Origin of the sequence: uncultured Sphingomonas sp. (genome assembly GCF_964021865.1) — a bacterium.
Lineage (GTDB): Bacteria > Pseudomonadota > Alphaproteobacteria > Sphingomonadales > Sphingomonadaceae > Sphingomonas.
Genome location: NZ_CAXIAM010000010.1, coordinates 61,204 through 76,339, shown reverse-complemented (window position 1 = coordinate 76,339; position 15,136 = coordinate 61,204). Strand labels below are relative to the sequence as shown.

Genomic DNA, 15,136 nt, shown 5'->3' with positions numbered 1-15,136 from the left:
CGAGCGTCGAGGTGCCGACCGAGCCGGTCGCACCCAGAATATTGACGGTCTTCATACCGTCAGGCTCGGCAGGATCAACACCAGCGCCGCCGCGACCGGCGCGACGGGCACCAGCCCGTCGAGGCGATCCAGCACGCCGCCATGCCCAGGCAGGATATTGCCCGAATCCTTCACCCCTGCGCGCCGCTTCAGCCAGCTCTCGTAGAGATCGCCGACCTGCGCCAGCACCGCCAGCAGCGGCGAACATAGCGCCAGCGCGAGCGGCAATCCCGCGGTCGCGTGGAGCACCAGACCCAGTGCACTCGCCGCGATCGTCCCGCCGATCAGCCCGGCCCAGGTCTTGTTCGGCGACAGACGCGGCGCCAGCTTCGGACCACCGATCGAGCGCCCCGCAAAGAACGCACCGATGTCGCACGCCCAGACCAGTGCCATCGCCCAGAAGGCGTAGAGCAGACCGTGATCGTCATGCCGTCGCAACACCACCAACGCCAACACCGGCACTCCACAATATACTATGCCGACCGCCAGTTGCGGCAGCTTGGTGACAATCACCACGAAGAACGCCGCGCCACCGATCAGACCCAGCGTGAAGAAGTCATGCGGCTCGATGATCAACCATGCGGGCGCCATCGTCGCCAGCGGAACGCTCAGCGCCATCTGCGCCAGCCGCTTCGTCCGCGCATCGACATGATGCAGATTCGACCATTCGGCCATCATGAACAGCGCGATGACCACCGCGAGCAGCCAGAAAGCGATATCGCCCAGCACCAGCGCCACCGATGCGACCACAATCATCCCGACGCTGGCGATCATGCGCAGTCGCAGGTTCGACGGCGTCCGCAATTTGGCGTCGGGAGTCGGCGGGAGCGGAGCGTCGTCGCTCATGGAAACGGGATCACAGCCCGCCGTAGCGACGCTGGCGTCGGCCGAACGCCTCGACCGCGCCGGCCAGCGCCTCGGCATCGAAATCCGGCCACAAGGTGTCGACGAACAGCAATTCGGCGTAAGCGGCCTGCCATAGCAGAAAGTTCGACAGCCGCTGCTCGCCCGAGGTGCGGATCAGCAGGTCGAGTGGCGGCAGATCGTGCGTCTCAAGCTCGGCGTCGATCGTCTCGGCGTCGATCGCGGCAGGATCCAGCGCCCCTGCCGCCGCCCGTGCCGCCAGCGACTGCGCGGCCGCGACCAGTTCCGCCTGTGCACCATAGTTCAGCGCAATGGCCAGGATCGGACCGAGATTGTTGGCCGTACGGGCCAGCGCATCGTCGATCAGCGCGACCACATCTTCGGGGAAGCGGCGATAGTCGCCCAGCACGCGCAGCCGCACGCCTTCCCGCACCAGTTCGGCAAGATCGTTACGGATGAACAGCTTGAGCAGCTTCATCAACCCGCCGATCTCCTCGGCTGGCCGCCGCCAGTTCTCCGACGAGAAAGCATAGAGCGTCAGCGCCTCGATCCCCATCGTGCGTGCCGCACGCGTGACGGTGCGCACTGCTTCGACGCCGGCGCGATGTCCCATCGCCCGCGGCAGCCGTCGGGCAGCGGCCCAGCGGCCGTTGCCGTCCATGATGATCGCCACATGACGCGGCAGGACGGCCGGTGCGGCCTGCGGGATCGCCGCGGTCGCCATCACATCCCTCCCCGAAGCGCGCGCGACGTCACTTGTTGAGGATTTCCTTTTCCTTCGCGGCCGATACCGCATCAATCTCGGCGATCGTCGCATCCGTGAGCTTCTGGACCTCGGTTTCCAGCCGCTTGCGATCGTCCTCGGAGATGACGTTCTTCTTCTCGTCGGTCTTCAGCGCGTCCATGCCGTCGCGCCGAACATTGCGCACCGCGACCTTGGCCTTCTCCGAATATTGCCCGGCCAGCTTCGCCAGCTCCTTGCGGCGCTCCTCGGTCAGATCGGGGATCGGCAGCCGCAGCGTCTGGCCGTCGTTGATCGGGTTAAGCCCGAGTCCGGCCGAGCGGATCGCCTTCTCGACGGGGCCGACGTTCGTCTTGTCCCACACCTGCACCGACAGCATCCGCGGCTCGGGGACCGAGACGGTCGCGACCTGGTTGAGCGGCATGTGCGCGCCATAGACCTCGACGGTGACGGGATCGAGCAGCGACGTCGAGGCGCGGCCGGTGCGCAAGCCGCTGAGATCGCCCTTCAGCGCTTCGATCGCGCCGTTCATACGCCGCTCGAGGTCGGCCTTGTCATACGCGGGCATCAACAGTCTCCATCTTCTTCTGCACGACCGTCGATACGCCCTTGCCGTCCAGCACGGCGGCGAAATTGCCATGCTCGCGGATGTTGAACACGACGATCGGAATATCCGAATCACGGCACAGCGCCACGGCGCTGGCATCCATCACCTTCAGGTTCTTCGCCAGAACCATATCGTAGCTAACGGTGTCGTAACGCTTCGCATCGGCCACCTTCTTCGGGTCGGCATCATAGACGCCGTCCACCGAGGTGCCCTTGAACAAGGCGTCGCAATTCATCTCGGCCGCACGCAGTGCCGCGCCGCTGTCGGTCGTGAAGAACGGCGAGCCGACACCGGCCGCGAAGATCACGACGCGCCCCTTCTCTAAATGCCGCTCGGCGCGCCGACGGATGAACGGCTCGCACACCGAGTGCATCGGGATCGCCGACTGCACGCGCGTATCGACGCCGATCGTCTCCAGCGCGTTCTGCACCGCCAGCGCGTTCATGACCGTCGCCAGCATCCCCATATAATCGGCGGTGGCACGCTCCATGCCATTCGCCGCCCCGGAAATGCCGCGAAAGATGTTGCCGCCCCCCACGACGACGCACAACTCATAGCCCTGTGCGCGCACGTCGGCGATCTCCTCGGCGACGCGCGCAGTCACCGCGGTGTCGATCGCAAGGCCGCCCTGCCCCATCAGGACCTCCCCCGACAGCTTCAGTAGAATGCGTTTGTAAGGGCTATGGGTCATGTTCGTCCGTCGGCACATTGTAGGCGCGGAACAGGGCTTAGGCGGCGCGTGTCGGTGTCGCAAGGTTCGTTTGCATGCCGCCGGCACACCCGGATCCTGCTTCGTCTCACGCGTTCGCCGATGCCGCTGCAGGCTTCGCCCCCTCCCGACCCAACCGTCCTATAACGATACAGAAACGACTCGCGCAAATTTAGCGAACGGCCACCAACCGATTCGTTTCGGCAAGTATAGCCATCATAAATGCATGATTTAGTGTGGTATTACTTTTTTCTTAAAGAGCGACCTGTTGATAGCTGCTCAACATTAACTGATCATTGACGGCCAACTCAGGCCTATCTACTTTCCTAATTGCAAACAAAATCTCCAGCCATCGAGGGTTAACAACATGATTATTAAGCATATTGCGCTCGCCGCAGTTGTAGCACTTGCGCCGGTTCCTGCACTGGCCGCCGATGTGTCGGGAACGACTCAGGCTGTATTTCAGAACCCGGCGCCCGCCAGTGCGGTGACCACCGGCGTGGGCACGAACAGCATTACTTGGGGCGTCGCGTCCGATAATGTCGGTGTGAATAAGCTGCGTTTCGACGCCGGGACTTTTTCGAGCGTTTACAACTCGCCGTTCAAAGTCGGACGCCTTACTTACTTCAACGGCACTGTTCAGAGCGGTACGGAGATGAACGCCGTCGATCTCGCGCTCGACCTGACCTTCGCCAACCCGAACATTGGCAAGTTCTCGAATGTGTTCTCGTTCGGCATCAACAACACGCTCAACAACGGCACCGCCGACGAAAACGCCGACTATCTGTCGCTGCCGACGTCGTTCTCGGCCGGTACGTTCGTTGCCGACGGCATCACGTACGGCGTGAAGCTGACCGGCTTCGGCAACATCACCGGCGACGGCTTTGTCACGCAAAGCGCGACCGAATTCCGTGTCCGTGAGGGTGGCAGCGCCTCGGCCGACCTGTTCGCCATGGTCACTCCGGCGGTACCGGAGCCCGCCACTTGGGCGATGATGCTGACCGGCTTCGGCGTGGTCGGCATGGCGATGCGCCGCCGCAAGGTGCGCTACACGACGCAGATTGCCTAAATCGTACCATTCTTCGAACTGCAACGGGGGTGTCGGCGCAAGCCGGCACCCTTTTTGTTTATCGTGCTCTGGTACTCGCTGTTGGTCCGAGTGCCTCGGCACCTACGGACCCGGCTACCTGGGCGGTGCGCGCTGCACCGTTTGTCGTTAATACTGCCGAGCGGTTAGCAATCTGATCGCTCGAGATCGTCAGTCGGAGCCCGAACTCACCTTTTACCTACTCTGACAACACCACGTGATCCCCGACCCCAAAAAAAAATGCCCCGGTTTGCACCGGGGCACCTGTTGGCGCGCTCTGACGCAGATCGATCAGCCCTGCGGGACGCCCGAAGCGGCGGCGACCTCGGCGGCGAAGTCGGACACTTCCTTCTCGATGCCCTCGCCGAGCTGGAAGCGGACATAGTCCTTCAGCACGATCTCGGCACCGGCGTCCTTGCCGGCCTTGGCGACCACGTCGCTGATCTTGGTCTTGCCGTCCATGACGAACAACTGGCTGACCAGCGCATGCTCCTTGCGGTACTTGGCGATCGAGCCTTCGACCATCTTGGCGATGATGTCGGCGGGCTTGCCCGATTCGGACGCCTTCTCGGTCGCGATCGCGCGCTCGCGCTCGATCTCGGCCTCGTCCAGGTCGTTCTCGTTCAGCGCCGTCGGGAACGCCGCCGCGATGTGCATCGCCAGCTGCTTGCCCAGTCCCTGCAGCACGTCGTCGGCGGCGGTGCTCTCCAGCGCGACCAGCACGCCGATCTTGCCCAGCCCCGGCGCCTGCTGGTTGTGGACATAAGCCACGACCGCGCCGTTCTCGACGCTCAGCTGACGCGCGCGGCGGATCGACTGATTCTCGCCGATCGTCGCGATGTTGTTGGTCAGCACCTCCTCGACGGTGGTGCCCGACGGCATCTTCTCCGCCTTGATCGCATCGACGTCACCGCCGGTGGCGAGCGCAATCTGCGTCACGTCGCGGACAAAGTTCTGGAACTGCTCGTTCTTGGCGACGAAGTCGGTTTCCGAGTTCACCTCGACCACCGCACCCTTGGTGCCGGCAACGGCGACGCCGACCAGACCCTCGGCGGCGGTGCGACTCGACTTCTTCTGCGCTGCGGCCAGGCCTTTGGTGCGCAGCCAGTCCAGCGCCGCGTCCGTGTCGCCGCCAGCCTCGTTCAGCGCCTTCTTGCAGTCCATCATGCCCGCGCCGCTCTTCTCGCGCAGGTCCTTGACCATCGCTGCCGTGATATCGGCCATTTGACTGTCCTCGATTGTGATGGAGTCGACGCGCGGCGACATTTCCATCGCCACGCGTCGATCGGGAAATAGTGGAGGCGCCGATTACGACGCCTCCATGACAAGCGCTTTACGCGACGGCGGTTTCGCCCTCGGCCGCGGCCGGCTCGACGGCCAGCGCCTCTTCGGCCGGCGGTTCGCTCATCGCGCCCAGGTCGACGCCACGGCTCGCCTGCTGCTGCTGGTTGCCGCGGGTCGAGGCGATCGCAATCGCCTCGCAATACAGGCGGATCGCGCGCGCCGCGTCGTCATTGGCGGGCACCGGGAACGCAATGCCGTCCGGCGAAACGTTCGAATCGAGGATCGCGACGACCGGGATGCCCAGCGTGTTGGCTTCCTTGATCGCCAGCTCTTCCTTGTTGGCGTCGATCACGAACATCACGTCGGGCACGCCGCCCATGTCGCGGATGCCGCCCAGCGACAGCTCGAGCTTATCGCGCTCGCGGGTCAGGTTCAGCACTTCCTTCTTGGTCAGGCCGTGCGTGTCGCCCGAGAGCTGCTCTTCGAGCGTCTTGAGGCGCTTGATCGAGTTCGAGATCGTCTTCCAGTTGGTGAGCATGCCGCCCAGCCAGCGGTGATTGACGAAATGCTGGCCCGCACGACGCGCGGCCTCGGCGACCGGCTCCTGCGCCTGGCGCTTGGTGCCGACGAACAGAACCTTGCCACCGCCCGCGACGGTCGAGCTGATGAACTCCAGAGCGCGCGCGAAGAGCGGCACGGTCTGCGACAGGTCAAGGATATGGACGCCGTTGCGATCGCCGAAGATGTAGGGCTTCATCTTCGGGTTCCAGCGGTGGGTCTGGTGGCCGAAGTGCGCGCCGGTTTCGATGAGCTGCTGCATGGAGACGACAGGAGCCGCCATGATGTGTTTCCTTCCGGTTAAGCCTCTGGGGAGCGAGTGACGCGACCTGAAAGGCCAGCGCACCGGGTGATGATGCTCCCCATGCGGGGTTGAGGCGCTCGCCTTACCCTAAGCGGCCATGCGATGCAACCGACGATCGGGTGTTGACACCCGCGAACATAGATGGAACAAGGGAAGGGAACAGAGCGGGAACCTTATTCCTAAACGTCCGCTCTGACCTTGATTTAGGAACCACGGCGCTGTGCAGGAATTTACAGCACCACGGTTCGCACGATGTGCGAGGAGGCGAGCATGGCGACCTTGATGGCGGTAATGGTGTTTGGTGGAGCGGCGGGGCTCGCGTTTTACGCGCTGGCTGCGACGATACTCCCGCAAGCCGCGCGGATCGCGTCGGTGCTGCGGGGGCAATCGGGTATTGCGCGTTTCGAACCGCTCTCGACGCTGGTACGCGCCGAGCGGCGGATCGCGGTCAGGCGTTGGGCGGCAGGGTCGACGATGACGCGGGCGATACTGCGCTCGCGCGAAGCCGCTTGACGCGCGCATAGCTGGCAACGCTGAACGGCAGCGCGAGCAGATAGGCGATCCCGGCCGCGGCGGCGGTCTGCCACGGCGCACTGACGGCGGCGGCGCCGACCGCGACCACGATCGCAATCGCCTCGAAACGGATATTGGGCCGCAGCTTCAGCGATCCGGTCGAGAAGGTGGCGAGGCTCGACACCATCAACAGCGCGACCGTCACCGTCCACGGCGCTACCAGCCGCGGATCGCGCAGGATCGGCGCCTCCGTGACGAACCACAGGAACAGCGGCAGCAGCGCCAGCGCGGCACCGGCCGGTGCCGGCACCCCGGTCAGGAACCCCGCCGATTTGTGCGGCTGGTCATCGGCGTCGATGTTCGCGTTGAACCGCGCGAGGCGCAGCGCGCAGAAGACCGCGAGCACCAAGGCCGCCATCCAGCCGAACCGCGGCAGCGCATGCAGCGACCAGAGATACAGGATCAGCGCCGGCGAAACGCCGAACGAGATCGCGTCGGACAGCGAATCGAGTTCGGCGCCGAACCGGCTCTCGCCGTGCAGCATGCGCGCGACGCGGCCGTCGAGCCCGTCGAGCACGCCCGCGATCAACACCATCACGACCGCCATTTCCCACTGCGCCGAGATGGCGAACCGGATGCCCGACAATCCGGAGCACAGCGCCAACGCCGTCACCGCGTTAGGCGCGACCGCGCGCAGCGGCAGGCCACCGGGTGGGCGACGAAGCGGGCGGCGAATCGGCGGGCGCATCCGGTTACTGCGACTTGCCGGTGATGCGCGGCACGCCGAGGCGTCCCAGCACCGTCTCGCCGGCCACCGAGCGCTGCCCCAACGCGACCTGCGGCTCGAAGCCTTCGGGCAGATAGACGTCGACCCGGCTGCCGAAGCGGATCAGCCCGACGCGCTGCCCGGCCGCGACGATGTCGCCGATCTTGGCAAATCCGACGATGCGACGCGCCACCAGCCCGGCGATCTGCGTGAACCCAACGCGGCGGCCGTCGAAGCCCTCGACCACGAAATGCTGGCGCTCGTTCTCGTCGGACGCCTTGTCGAGATCGGCATTGAGGAACTTGCCCGAAATGTAGACGACCTGCCGGATCGTCCCCGCGATCGGCGAGCGATTGATGTGGACGTCGAATACCGACATGAACACCGACACGCGCACCATCGGCGCCTCGCCGAGATCGCCGACCAGCTCGCGCGGTACGGGCACCCGCTCGATCATGGTGATAAGCCCATCGGCGGGCGAAACGATCAGGTCGTCGCCGATCGGCGTGGTGCGCACCGGATCGCGGAAGAACGCCGCCACCCACAGCGTCAGACCCAGGAACGGCCAGAAGAACACCTTGGACACGATCGTCATCAACAAGGTGATGCCGAACGCGATGGCGGTGAATTTCTGTCCCTCGGGGTGAACGGCGGGGAAGCGCCACTTGACGGTGGTCGTGACGACCGGCGGCTTGTCGAGCGAAGTCATCGCTTCGTCCTATCTGCGTAAGCGCGTGGTGACAACGCCGTAGGTTGATCCCCGCCCCCCTTCCCCCTATCGCCGCACCAAACCACCCCCTCGAAGGACAAGCGAGCATGGCGAAGATCAAGGTAAAGACGCCCGTCGTGGAGATCGACGGCGACGAAATGACGCGGATCATCTGGGAATGGATCCGCGAGCGCTTGATCCTTCCGTATCTCGACATCGATCTGAAGTATTACGATCTCTCGGTGCAGAAGCGCGACGAGACCAACGACCAGATCACCATTGATTCGGCCAATGCGATCAAGCAGTACGGCGTCGGCGTGAAGTGCGCGACGATCACCCCGGACGAGCAGCGCGTCGAGGAATTCAGCCTCAAGAAGATGTGGAAGTCGCCCAACGGCACGATCCGCAACATCCTGGGCGGCGTGATCTTCCGCGAGCCGATCGTGATCTCGAACGTGCCGCGCCTGATCCCGGGCTGGACCAAGCCGATCGTCGTCGGCCGTCACGCCTTCGGCGACCAGTACAAGGCGACCGACTTCAAGGTGCCCGGCAAGGGCAAGCTGACCATGAAGTGGGAAGGCGAGAATGGCGAGACGATCGAGGAGGAGGTGTTCAACTTCCCCAGCTCGGGCGTCGCCATGGGCATGTACAATCTCGACGAATCGATCCGCGACTTCGCACGCGCCTCGATGAACTATGGCCTAGGCCGCGGCTGGCCGGTCTATCTGTCGACCAAGAACACCATCCTGAAGGCCTATGACGGCCGCTTCAAGGATATCTTCCAGGAAGTCTACGACGCCGAGTTCGCCGACCAGTTCAAGGCGGCGGGCATCGAGTATCAGCACCGCCTGATCGACGACATGGTCGCCTCGGCACTGAAGTGGCACGGCGAGTTCGTCTGGGCCTGCAAGAATTATGACGGCGACGTGCAGTCGGACCAGGTCGCACAGGGCTTCGGTTCGCTGGGCCTGATGACCTCGGTCCTGATGACCCCGGACGGCAAGACGATCGAGGCGGAAGCAGCGCACGGTACCGTGACGCGTCACTATCGCCAGCATCAGCAGGGCAAGGCGACCTCGACCAACCCGATCGCGTCGATTTTCGCCTGGACTGGCGGCCTGAAGTATCGCGGCAAGTTCGACGGCACGCCGGACGTGACGCGCTTCGCCGAGACGCTGGAGCAGGTCTGTGTCGAAACCGTCGAGAGCGGCGACATGACCAAGGATCTCGCGATCCTGATCGGCCCGGACCAGCGCTGGATGACCACCGAGCAGTTCTTCGAGGCGGTGCGCGTCAACCTCGAGAAGAAGATGGCCAACTGGGCCTGACCTGACGGCCGGGCGGCGGACGAACGATCCGCCGGCCCGGTCGTCATTGCGAGCGTAGCGAAGCAATCCAAAGCCGGACCAGGACGCCGTGGATTGCTTCGCTACGCTCGCAATAACATGACGTTACGCCGCGCTGACGCCCTCGGCGGCGACACGCCCCTCCCCGCATACTACGCCGCGCACGCGCACCCGCTTCTGGACATGGTCAACCGGCACGCGCGGCAGCTCCAGCACATAGCGCCCACCCCGGTCGCACTGCAGGACGAACGCGCCGTGCTCACGCACCAACAATCCGGTTTCGTCGATGGGGGTGCCGATGCTGGTCATGTGTCGCACATGGCGACGAGGCGCGTGTCGTGCAACGCGCCGAACGGCGGTGGTGGGCCCGGCAGGACTCGAACCCGCAACCTAGCCGTTATGAGCGGCCAGCTCTAACCATTGAGCTACAGGCCCCGACACCGCGCCGCCCCGTAGCGCCGCTGCCCGCCTTGTGGCAAGCGCCTACGTCGTGCCGCCGCTCACATGCCCCGTCGCGTTGTCCTCGACCGCGGGCAGCAGCAGCGTGAACAGCCCCGGCGCGATCACGAACCGACCGCCCAGCTCGGCGGCGAGATTGCGCACCAGCCGAAGCGCGAAGCCGATCCCCAGCAGCGGTGCGCCCTCGTCGCGCGACGCATCCTCGTCGTCCAGCGCGAACAGGCTCGCCTCGTCGCGCCCGGCAAAGGCCTCGGGCGGCGTTAGCGCCAGCGCCAGCGTCCCCACGCCACCAACCAGTGCGAGCGTCAGCCGCTCGCCCGGTGCCGCAGCGGACAGCGCAACCGACAGCAATCGCGCAATCAGGCGCTCCCCATCGACGGGATCGACGGCCCAGGCGGCATCACGCACAACCGGCAATGCCAGCTCCGCGCCGCGCAGGGCCGCAAGCGGCGCCAGATCGTCCACGATCCGCTGCAACAGCGCCGATGCCGGTGCCACGCCATCGCGACGCTCCAAGGCATGCCCGTCGATCCGGGCGGCCAGATCGAGATCCTCGATCGCCCCGATCAGATCGCCGACGCGACGACGGATGTCGCTTGCACGCTCCCGATAGGCGGGGGCCACCGGACCCAGCAATTGCTGTTCGATCAGCTCCGAAAAACCCGCAATGGCGTTCGTCGGGGTGCGCAATTCGTGCACCAGCCGCCGCAAGCCCTCCGCGCCCGCCGCCCGGTCACGCTCCAGCCCGCGCTCGGCACGCTCATCGGCGCGCGGCCGGCGTGCCTGACCGCGCATGCCGGTGAATGCCCCCGTCGCCTGATCGAACATCGGCACCCCCGCGATCCGCCATTCGCCCGCGATCGCCGATTCGCCCGGCACGCGCAGCCGCGCGCCCGAGAACGGCGCGCGCTTGCGGAAGGCGCCGGAAGCGACGCCGTCGACCGCTGCACCCGCCCAGACCCCGGCGCGATGGTCGAGCGTCAACCCGATCACTGCGCCGCGTGGCGCCGCGTCCAGCCACCGGATCACGCCGGCGGCGTCGGTTTCGAACTGAAAACCGGCGAGCGGACGCAACGCGTCACCGCCCGTGCGCTGATGGGCGGCGATCCGCTGCACCAGATCGGCCACATCAAAGCCGCCGGTCGTCGCCGCAGCCGGTCGCGCCGGCACCGGCGTGTAAGCCAGCCGGAAATCGGCGCCACCGAAACTCTCCAGCGCGCGCTCGACCGATGGGGGCAGGTCGCGACGCTGCCGCAGGACGTTCCGCCCGACCGGCCCCAGCCGCGGCAACAACGCTTCCCACGCCGCGGGATCAAGCCGTACGGCCCGCAGCGTCGCCGTCGCCACATCGGGTGTGTCGGTCGCGAACATTTCGACCAGGGCCAGCGGCGCATCGACCAGCGCCAGCGATCGCGCGCACGCCACCCGTACGGCCTCCGGCACACGGTCGCGCAACTGTCGCAGGCGCGCCAGCAGTGGGGCGTCCGCCGGTGCGCGGCCCCGGCCGATCAGGTCGACGAGCTGCCGGTACGCCGCGCGCGCGCCCAGCGCCGATCGTGCCTCGGCGGCCAGGACGGTCTTCAGGCTGTCGTTGAAGCGCACGGAAACGATCGACCTCTTTTATCGCTTGCGGATGATCCTGCCGCCGTACCTAGTGACGCGGCCGGTTCGGGGCTATCGCCGAGAATCGCACCGCATCCCGTATTGAGGCAGCTTTGGACAATTGCGTTTCGGCGCAACAATCCTATAGCCGGCTGCAAGGATGCTATCGCGAAAATGCGCGAGCAAGTTGAGTGAGATAGTGATGACCCTGGACCGGATCGACCGCGAAATCCTGGCGCTGCTGCAGGAGGACGGGCGGATGACCAATGTCGAACTCGCCGAGCGCGTCGGCCTGACTGCGCCGCCGTGCCTGCGGCGTGTCCGCGCGCTCGAACAGGCCGGAGTGATTCGCGGCTATCACGCCGAGTGTGACGCCACCAAGCTGGGCTTCCCGATCACGGTGTTCGCGATGGTCAGCCTGCGCAGCCAGGCCGAGGCCGATCTCGCCGCGTTCGAGGCGCATGTCGCCGCGATCCCCGAAGTGCGCGAGTGTCACATGCTAAACGGCGAGATTGACTTCATCCTGAAAATCGTCGCGCAGGATCTGGAGAGCTTCCAGCGCATCCTGACCACCAAGCTCACTTCGGCGCCGAACGTCACCAGCGTGAAATCGTCGCTGACGATCCGCACCTTCAAGGCGCAGGCGGGCGTACCGATCGGCTGACGAACGAAAAAGGGGCGGCCCGCCGGCCGCCCCTTTCTGCTTCATCCGAAATCCGGACGACTTATGCGACCGGCGGGTGATCGAGGAAGTCGATCCACCATGCCGCGATATCGGCGCGCGGGCTGCCCGTCACCGCCTGGAACGCGGTCCTTGCGGCGACCTTGTCGCCCGAGTTGGTCAGCGCGATGCCCAAGCGCGTGTTCACCGCATTAGCGTCGACGCCACCCTTCTGAAGCGCCGCGCGATACAACGTGATCGCCTTGGCATACTCGCCGGTGCCGAGATACGCATCCGCGGTGCTAGCGGCCAGCTTGCCGTCGGCCGCCTTCATCGCGCGCGCCTCGACCGACGCCATCGAGCCCTCGTTCGAGATCGACTTGTTCGCCGCCGCCAGCAAGCTGCCGGCGTCCGGGCTGTTCGCCGGGATCTTGCCGGCCGCCTTGCCCTCGGTCAGCACCGCCTTCGATTCCCACGGCAGGCCCTGGTCGAAGGTCCACTGCGCGTAGATCTCATAGTCATACTGATCGGCCAGCGCCTTGCCGGCACGCAGCAGGCGATACAGGTCGACCTTCTGGCCCTTGTCCAGCGTCACCATCGACTGCGGCTGGATGCCCCAGACCACCAGCATGTCGCGCCAGTTCTTGGCGGTCGGATAGGCGGTCAGATAGCGGCGCATCCATGCGCGCGTCTCGGCGGCGTTCTTCGCCTGATTGTTGCGCGAGATTGCGTAGCGGAAGATGTCCTCCGACGGCTTCTGCCCCGCGGCCATCTGCTCATCGACCATCTTGGCCAACGCTGCCGAGCCCCCGGCGATATCGCCCGAATCCATTTTCAGCTTGACGAGCTGCAGCGGCAGGTTCGGGTCGTTGTAGCCGAGCTGCTGCGCCTGCTCGAAGAAGCGCATCGCGCCCGCCGGATCCTTGGCGTTCGCCTGGATCACGCCGCGCTGATACGTGTACTTCGCCTTGTCGGCCTGCGCGGTGCGCGGGCTGGCGATCAGCGCGTCGAGCGGCGCGACGAGGTTGGCGTTGTTCGGGCCGCCCGGCTGAATGACCTCGAGGTTGAGGCGCAGTGCGGCGGCGATATACTTCTCGTCGTCGGTCTTGGCGGCGGCCTCGACCGCGGCAACCAGCGGCGCGGCGGTCGCGACATCCTTCGCCGCGAGCGCGGTCTGCGCCTGCGCGGCGGGCCCGCGGACCTCGTTGCTGAGCTTGAGCTGATCGCCCTTCTGCTCTTCCTTCTTCTTCTGTGCCACCGCCGGCTGCGACAGCGCGACCGTCGCACCACCAGCCAGAAGCACAGCCATCACGGCGTTCGAAAGGGTCTTCATCGACACGTCTCTCCAGAATTCGCGGGCGTAACGCTCGGTCGCTGCTCTAGTGCCCAGCGCGCGCGTGTACAAGGAATGTACCGTAGCATTGCGTTGCCGCCGCTGAACCCCAATTGAACGCACGCCGTGGCGCGGGTACGGCGCGGTGATGATCGCCGTTCTCTCCCCGGCCAAGACGCTGGACCTCGACACGCCGTCACCCTTCCCCGCCACCCCGGCGCGCTTCGCGGCGGAGGCTGCCACGCTGGCGAAGGCCGCCTCGCACCTGACGCAAAAGCGCCTGTCCGAGCTGATGAAGATCTCGCCCGCGCTCGCCAAGCTCAATGCCGATCGCTTTCGCGACTTCGACGCCGCTGAAGAACGTCCTGCGCTCTATACCTTTGCCGGCGACGTCTACACCGGGCTCGACGCCGCGACCCTCGATGAGCCGGCGGTGCGCTTCGCACAGGGCCACCTGCGACTGCTCTCCGGCCTTTACGGCCTCCTCCGTCCGCTCGACGGGATGCGCCCCTATCGGCTGGAAATGGGCACCCGCTGGGCGCCGCGCCGCGAAAAGCTGACCGACTGGTGGGGCCCGCGCATTGCGGACGCGTTGGCTCAGGACGTGGCGGAAGAGGGATCGAAAGTGGTGCTCAACCTGGCGAGCAACGAATATTGGGAAGCGGTCGCGGGCAAGCTCCCGTCCGACGTCCGCGTCGTCGCGGTCGACTTTCGCGAGGCGGACGATCGCTTCATCAGCTTCCACGCCAAGAAGGCGCGCGGGATGATGGCACGCTATCTGGTCGAGCATCATGTCGTTGATCTCGACGGCATGAAGGCGTTCGATACCGCCGATTATCGCTTCGATCCCGATGCCAGCGACGACGCGCGCTGGACGTTCCGGCGGGCGGCATGATGCGCGCGGTCGTGGTCGGCGCCGGTGGCGGGATCGGCGCGGCGCTTGCCGACGCTCTGGCGGAGGAGGGCAATGACGTCGTCCGCCTCACCCGCGCCGAGCTGAACCTGACCGACGAGCCGACCATCGCCACCGCCGCGGCGCGCATCGGCAAGGCCGACATGGTAGTCGTTGCCACTGGGCTGCTCCACGATGCCGAGCACGGCCCGGAGAAAGCACTGCGCGATCTCGATCCGGTGTGGCTGGCGAAGCAATATGCGGTGAATGCGATCGGCCCCGCGCTGGTCGCCAAGCACTTCCTGCCCATCCTGCCGCGCACCGGACGGTCGGTATTCGCGGCGCTGTCGGCGCGGGTCGGCAGCATCTCCGACAACCGGCTCGGCGGTTGGTACGGCTATCGCGCCAGCAAGGCCGCGCTCAACCAGCTGATCCGCACGCTGGCGATCGAGGACAAGCGCCGCAACGATCGCGGCATCGTCGTCGCGCTCCACCCCGGCACCGTCGACACCCGGTTGTCCAAGCCGTTCCAGCAGAGCGGGCGCGACCTGTTCCAGCCCGATCGCGCCGCGGTGCAGTTGCTCGATGTGCTCGACGCGCTGAAGCCCACCGACAGCGGCAAGCTGTTCGCATGGGACGGTGTCGAGATAACGCCCTGATC

16 protein-coding genes and 1 tRNA gene are annotated in these 15,136 nt (G+C 65.8%); 5 read left to right on the top strand and 12 right to left on the bottom strand.

All coding sequences use genetic code 11. The annotated features are described in order from the left end of the window. Positions 1-51: 51 nt before the first annotated feature. From AADI75_RS04590 to pyrH, 4 genes are read right to left on the bottom strand one after another with little or no spacing between them, the layout of a single operon-like run. Positions 52-885: a phosphatidate cytidylyltransferase gene (locus AADI75_RS04590; protein WP_341207865.1), complete on the bottom strand. Its 834-nt coding sequence runs from the start codon at positions 883-885 to the stop codon at positions 52-54. Positions 886-895: 10 nt separating this feature from the next. Continuing rightward, the gene (locus tag AADI75_RS04585; RefSeq protein ID WP_341207864.1) at positions 896-1,627 is read right to left on the bottom strand and encodes an isoprenyl transferase; all 732 of its coding nucleotides are present in this window, start codon (positions 1,625-1,627) and stop codon (positions 896-898) included. A 28-nt stretch (positions 1,628-1,655) separates the two neighbouring features. Next, complete coding sequence (frr, locus tag AADI75_RS04580) at positions 1,656-2,213, bottom strand: ribosome recycling factor (RefSeq protein WP_341207863.1); 558 nt, start codon at positions 2,211-2,213, stop codon at positions 1,656-1,658. Beyond that, positions 2,200-2,943, bottom strand: a complete 744-nt coding sequence (pyrH, locus tag AADI75_RS04575) for a UMP kinase (RefSeq protein ID WP_341207862.1) — start codon at positions 2,941-2,943, stop codon at positions 2,200-2,202. Before pyrH ends, frr begins: the two co-directional genes overlap by 14 nt. Positions 2,944-3,328: 385 nt before the next feature. Here pyrH and AADI75_RS04570 point away from each other — a divergent pair, with 385 nt between their 5' ends. Then, on the top strand, positions 3,329-4,030 hold the full coding sequence (locus tag AADI75_RS04570; protein WP_341207861.1) for a choice-of-anchor K domain-containing protein: 702 nt from the start codon (positions 3,329-3,331) through the stop codon (positions 4,028-4,030). 309 nt (positions 4,031-4,339) lie between these two features. Here AADI75_RS04570 and tsf read toward each other — a convergent pair whose 3' ends face one another. The 4 genes from tsf to AADI75_RS04550 all read right to left on the bottom strand — a co-directional run bounded on the left by tsf (position 4,340) and on the right by AADI75_RS04550 (position 8,182). Beyond that, a complete protein-coding gene (gene tsf, locus AADI75_RS04565) occupies positions 4,340-5,272 on the bottom strand; it encodes a translation elongation factor Ts (protein WP_341207860.1) in 933 nt (310 codons plus the stop codon). Positions 5,273-5,381: 109 nt separating this feature from the next. After that, complete coding sequence (gene rpsB, locus AADI75_RS04560) at positions 5,382-6,173, bottom strand: 30S ribosomal protein S2 (RefSeq protein WP_341207859.1); 792 nt, start codon at positions 6,171-6,173, stop codon at positions 5,382-5,384. A 469-nt stretch (positions 6,174-6,642) separates the two neighbouring features. Further along, entirely contained in the window at positions 6,643-7,455 is an 813-nt protein-coding gene (locus tag AADI75_RS04555; protein ID WP_341207858.1) for a CDP-alcohol phosphatidyltransferase family protein, read from the bottom strand. 4 nt (positions 7,456-7,459) lie between these two features. Further along, positions 7,460-8,182, bottom strand: coding sequence for a phosphatidylserine decarboxylase (locus tag AADI75_RS04550; protein WP_341207857.1), 723 nt, complete (start codon positions 8,180-8,182; stop codon positions 7,460-7,462). A gap of 107 nt (positions 8,183-8,289) precedes the next feature. Between AADI75_RS04550 and AADI75_RS04545 the strand changes: the two genes are divergently transcribed. Continuing rightward, positions 8,290-9,510, top strand: a complete 1,221-nt coding sequence (locus AADI75_RS04545; RefSeq protein WP_341207856.1) for an NADP-dependent isocitrate dehydrogenase — start codon at positions 8,290-8,292, stop codon at positions 9,508-9,510. Positions 9,511-9,633: 123 nt separating this feature from the next. On the opposite strand, the gene AADI75_RS04540 is transcribed toward AADI75_RS04545, so the two are convergent. The 3 genes from AADI75_RS04540 to AADI75_RS04530 all read right to left on the bottom strand — a co-directional run bounded on the left by AADI75_RS04540 (position 9,634) and on the right by AADI75_RS04530 (position 11,589). Continuing rightward, positions 9,634-9,837 carry a DUF5818 domain-containing protein gene (locus AADI75_RS04540; RefSeq protein WP_341207855.1) on the bottom strand — a complete coding sequence of 68 codons (204 nt, stop codon included), beginning with the start codon at positions 9,835-9,837 and terminating at the stop codon, positions 9,634-9,636. 50 nt (positions 9,838-9,887) lie between these two features. Beyond that, positions 9,888-9,963: transfer RNA gene (locus AADI75_RS04535), tRNA-Ile, on the bottom strand. A gap of 48 nt (positions 9,964-10,011) precedes the next feature. Next, positions 10,012-11,589, bottom strand: coding sequence for a sensor histidine kinase (locus AADI75_RS04530; protein WP_341207854.1), 1,578 nt, complete (start codon positions 11,587-11,589; stop codon positions 10,012-10,014). A 202-nt stretch (positions 11,590-11,791) separates the two neighbouring features. On the opposite strand from AADI75_RS04530, the gene AADI75_RS04525 reads away from it, so the two are divergent. Beyond that, entirely contained in the window at positions 11,792-12,253 is a 462-nt protein-coding gene (locus AADI75_RS04525; RefSeq protein ID WP_341207853.1) for an Lrp/AsnC family transcriptional regulator, read from the top strand. A 61-nt stretch (positions 12,254-12,314) separates the two neighbouring features. Here the strand turns inward: AADI75_RS04525 and AADI75_RS04520 are convergent, their stop codons facing one another. Continuing rightward, positions 12,315-13,559, bottom strand: coding sequence for a hypothetical protein (locus AADI75_RS04520; protein WP_341207852.1), 1,245 nt, complete (start codon positions 13,557-13,559; stop codon positions 12,315-12,317). 172 nt (positions 13,560-13,731) lie between these two features. Here AADI75_RS04520 and yaaA point away from each other — a divergent pair, with 172 nt between their 5' ends. Then, the gene (gene yaaA / locus AADI75_RS04515; RefSeq protein WP_341207851.1) at positions 13,732-14,478 is read left to right on the top strand and encodes a peroxide stress protein YaaA; all 747 of its coding nucleotides are present in this window, start codon (positions 13,732-13,734) and stop codon (positions 14,476-14,478) included. Then, a complete protein-coding gene (locus tag AADI75_RS04510; protein WP_341207850.1) occupies positions 14,475-15,134 on the top strand; it encodes an SDR family NAD(P)-dependent oxidoreductase in 660 nt (219 codons plus the stop codon). Before yaaA ends, AADI75_RS04510 begins: the two co-directional genes overlap by 4 nt. Positions 15,135-15,136 lie beyond the last annotated feature (2 nt).

What these genes read in the sequence shown, in the direction of transcription:
- AADI75_RS04540 (WP_341207855.1), bottom strand. Translation starts at nt 9,837, where the DNA reads ATGACCAGCATCGGCACCCCCATCGACGAAACCGGATTGTTGGTGCGT.
- AADI75_RS04510 (WP_341207850.1), top strand. Translation starts at nt 14,475, where the DNA reads ATGATGCGCGCGGTCGTGGTCGGCGCCGGTGGCGGGATCGGCGCGGCG.
- AADI75_RS04520 (WP_341207852.1), bottom strand. Translation starts at nt 13,559, where the DNA reads ATGGCTGTGCTTCTGGCTGGTGGTGCGACGGTCGCGCTGTCGCAGCCG.
- pyrH (WP_341207862.1), bottom strand. Translation starts at nt 2,943, where the DNA reads ATGACCCATAGCCCTTACAAACGCATTCTACTGAAGCTGTCGGGGGAG.
- AADI75_RS04555 (WP_341207858.1), bottom strand. Translation starts at nt 7,455, where the DNA reads ATGCGCCCGCCGATTCGCCGCCCGCTTCGTCGCCCACCCGGTGGCCTG.
- AADI75_RS04585 (WP_341207864.1), bottom strand. Translation starts at nt 1,627, where the DNA reads ATGGCGACCGCGGCGATCCCGCAGGCCGCACCGGCCGTCCTGCCGCGT.
- frr (WP_341207863.1), bottom strand. Translation starts at nt 2,213, where the DNA reads ATGCCCGCGTATGACAAGGCCGACCTCGAGCGGCGTATGAACGGCGCG.
- rpsB (WP_341207859.1), bottom strand. Translation starts at nt 6,173, where the DNA reads ATGGCGGCTCCTGTCGTCTCCATGCAGCAGCTCATCGAAACCGGCGCG.
- AADI75_RS04570 (WP_341207861.1), top strand. Translation starts at nt 3,329, where the DNA reads ATGATTATTAAGCATATTGCGCTCGCCGCAGTTGTAGCACTTGCGCCG.
- yaaA (WP_341207851.1), top strand. Translation starts at nt 13,732, where the DNA reads ATGATCGCCGTTCTCTCCCCGGCCAAGACGCTGGACCTCGACACGCCG.
- AADI75_RS04550 (WP_341207857.1), bottom strand. Translation starts at nt 8,182, where the DNA reads ATGACTTCGCTCGACAAGCCGCCGGTCGTCACGACCACCGTCAAGTGG.
- AADI75_RS04525 (WP_341207853.1), top strand. Translation starts at nt 11,792, where the DNA reads ATGACCCTGGACCGGATCGACCGCGAAATCCTGGCGCTGCTGCAGGAG.
- AADI75_RS04590 (WP_341207865.1), bottom strand. Translation starts at nt 885, where the DNA reads ATGAGCGACGACGCTCCGCTCCCGCCGACTCCCGACGCCAAATTGCGG.
- AADI75_RS04545 (WP_341207856.1), top strand. Translation starts at nt 8,290, where the DNA reads ATGGCGAAGATCAAGGTAAAGACGCCCGTCGTGGAGATCGACGGCGAC.
- tsf (WP_341207860.1), bottom strand. Translation starts at nt 5,272, where the DNA reads ATGGCCGATATCACGGCAGCGATGGTCAAGGACCTGCGCGAGAAGAGC.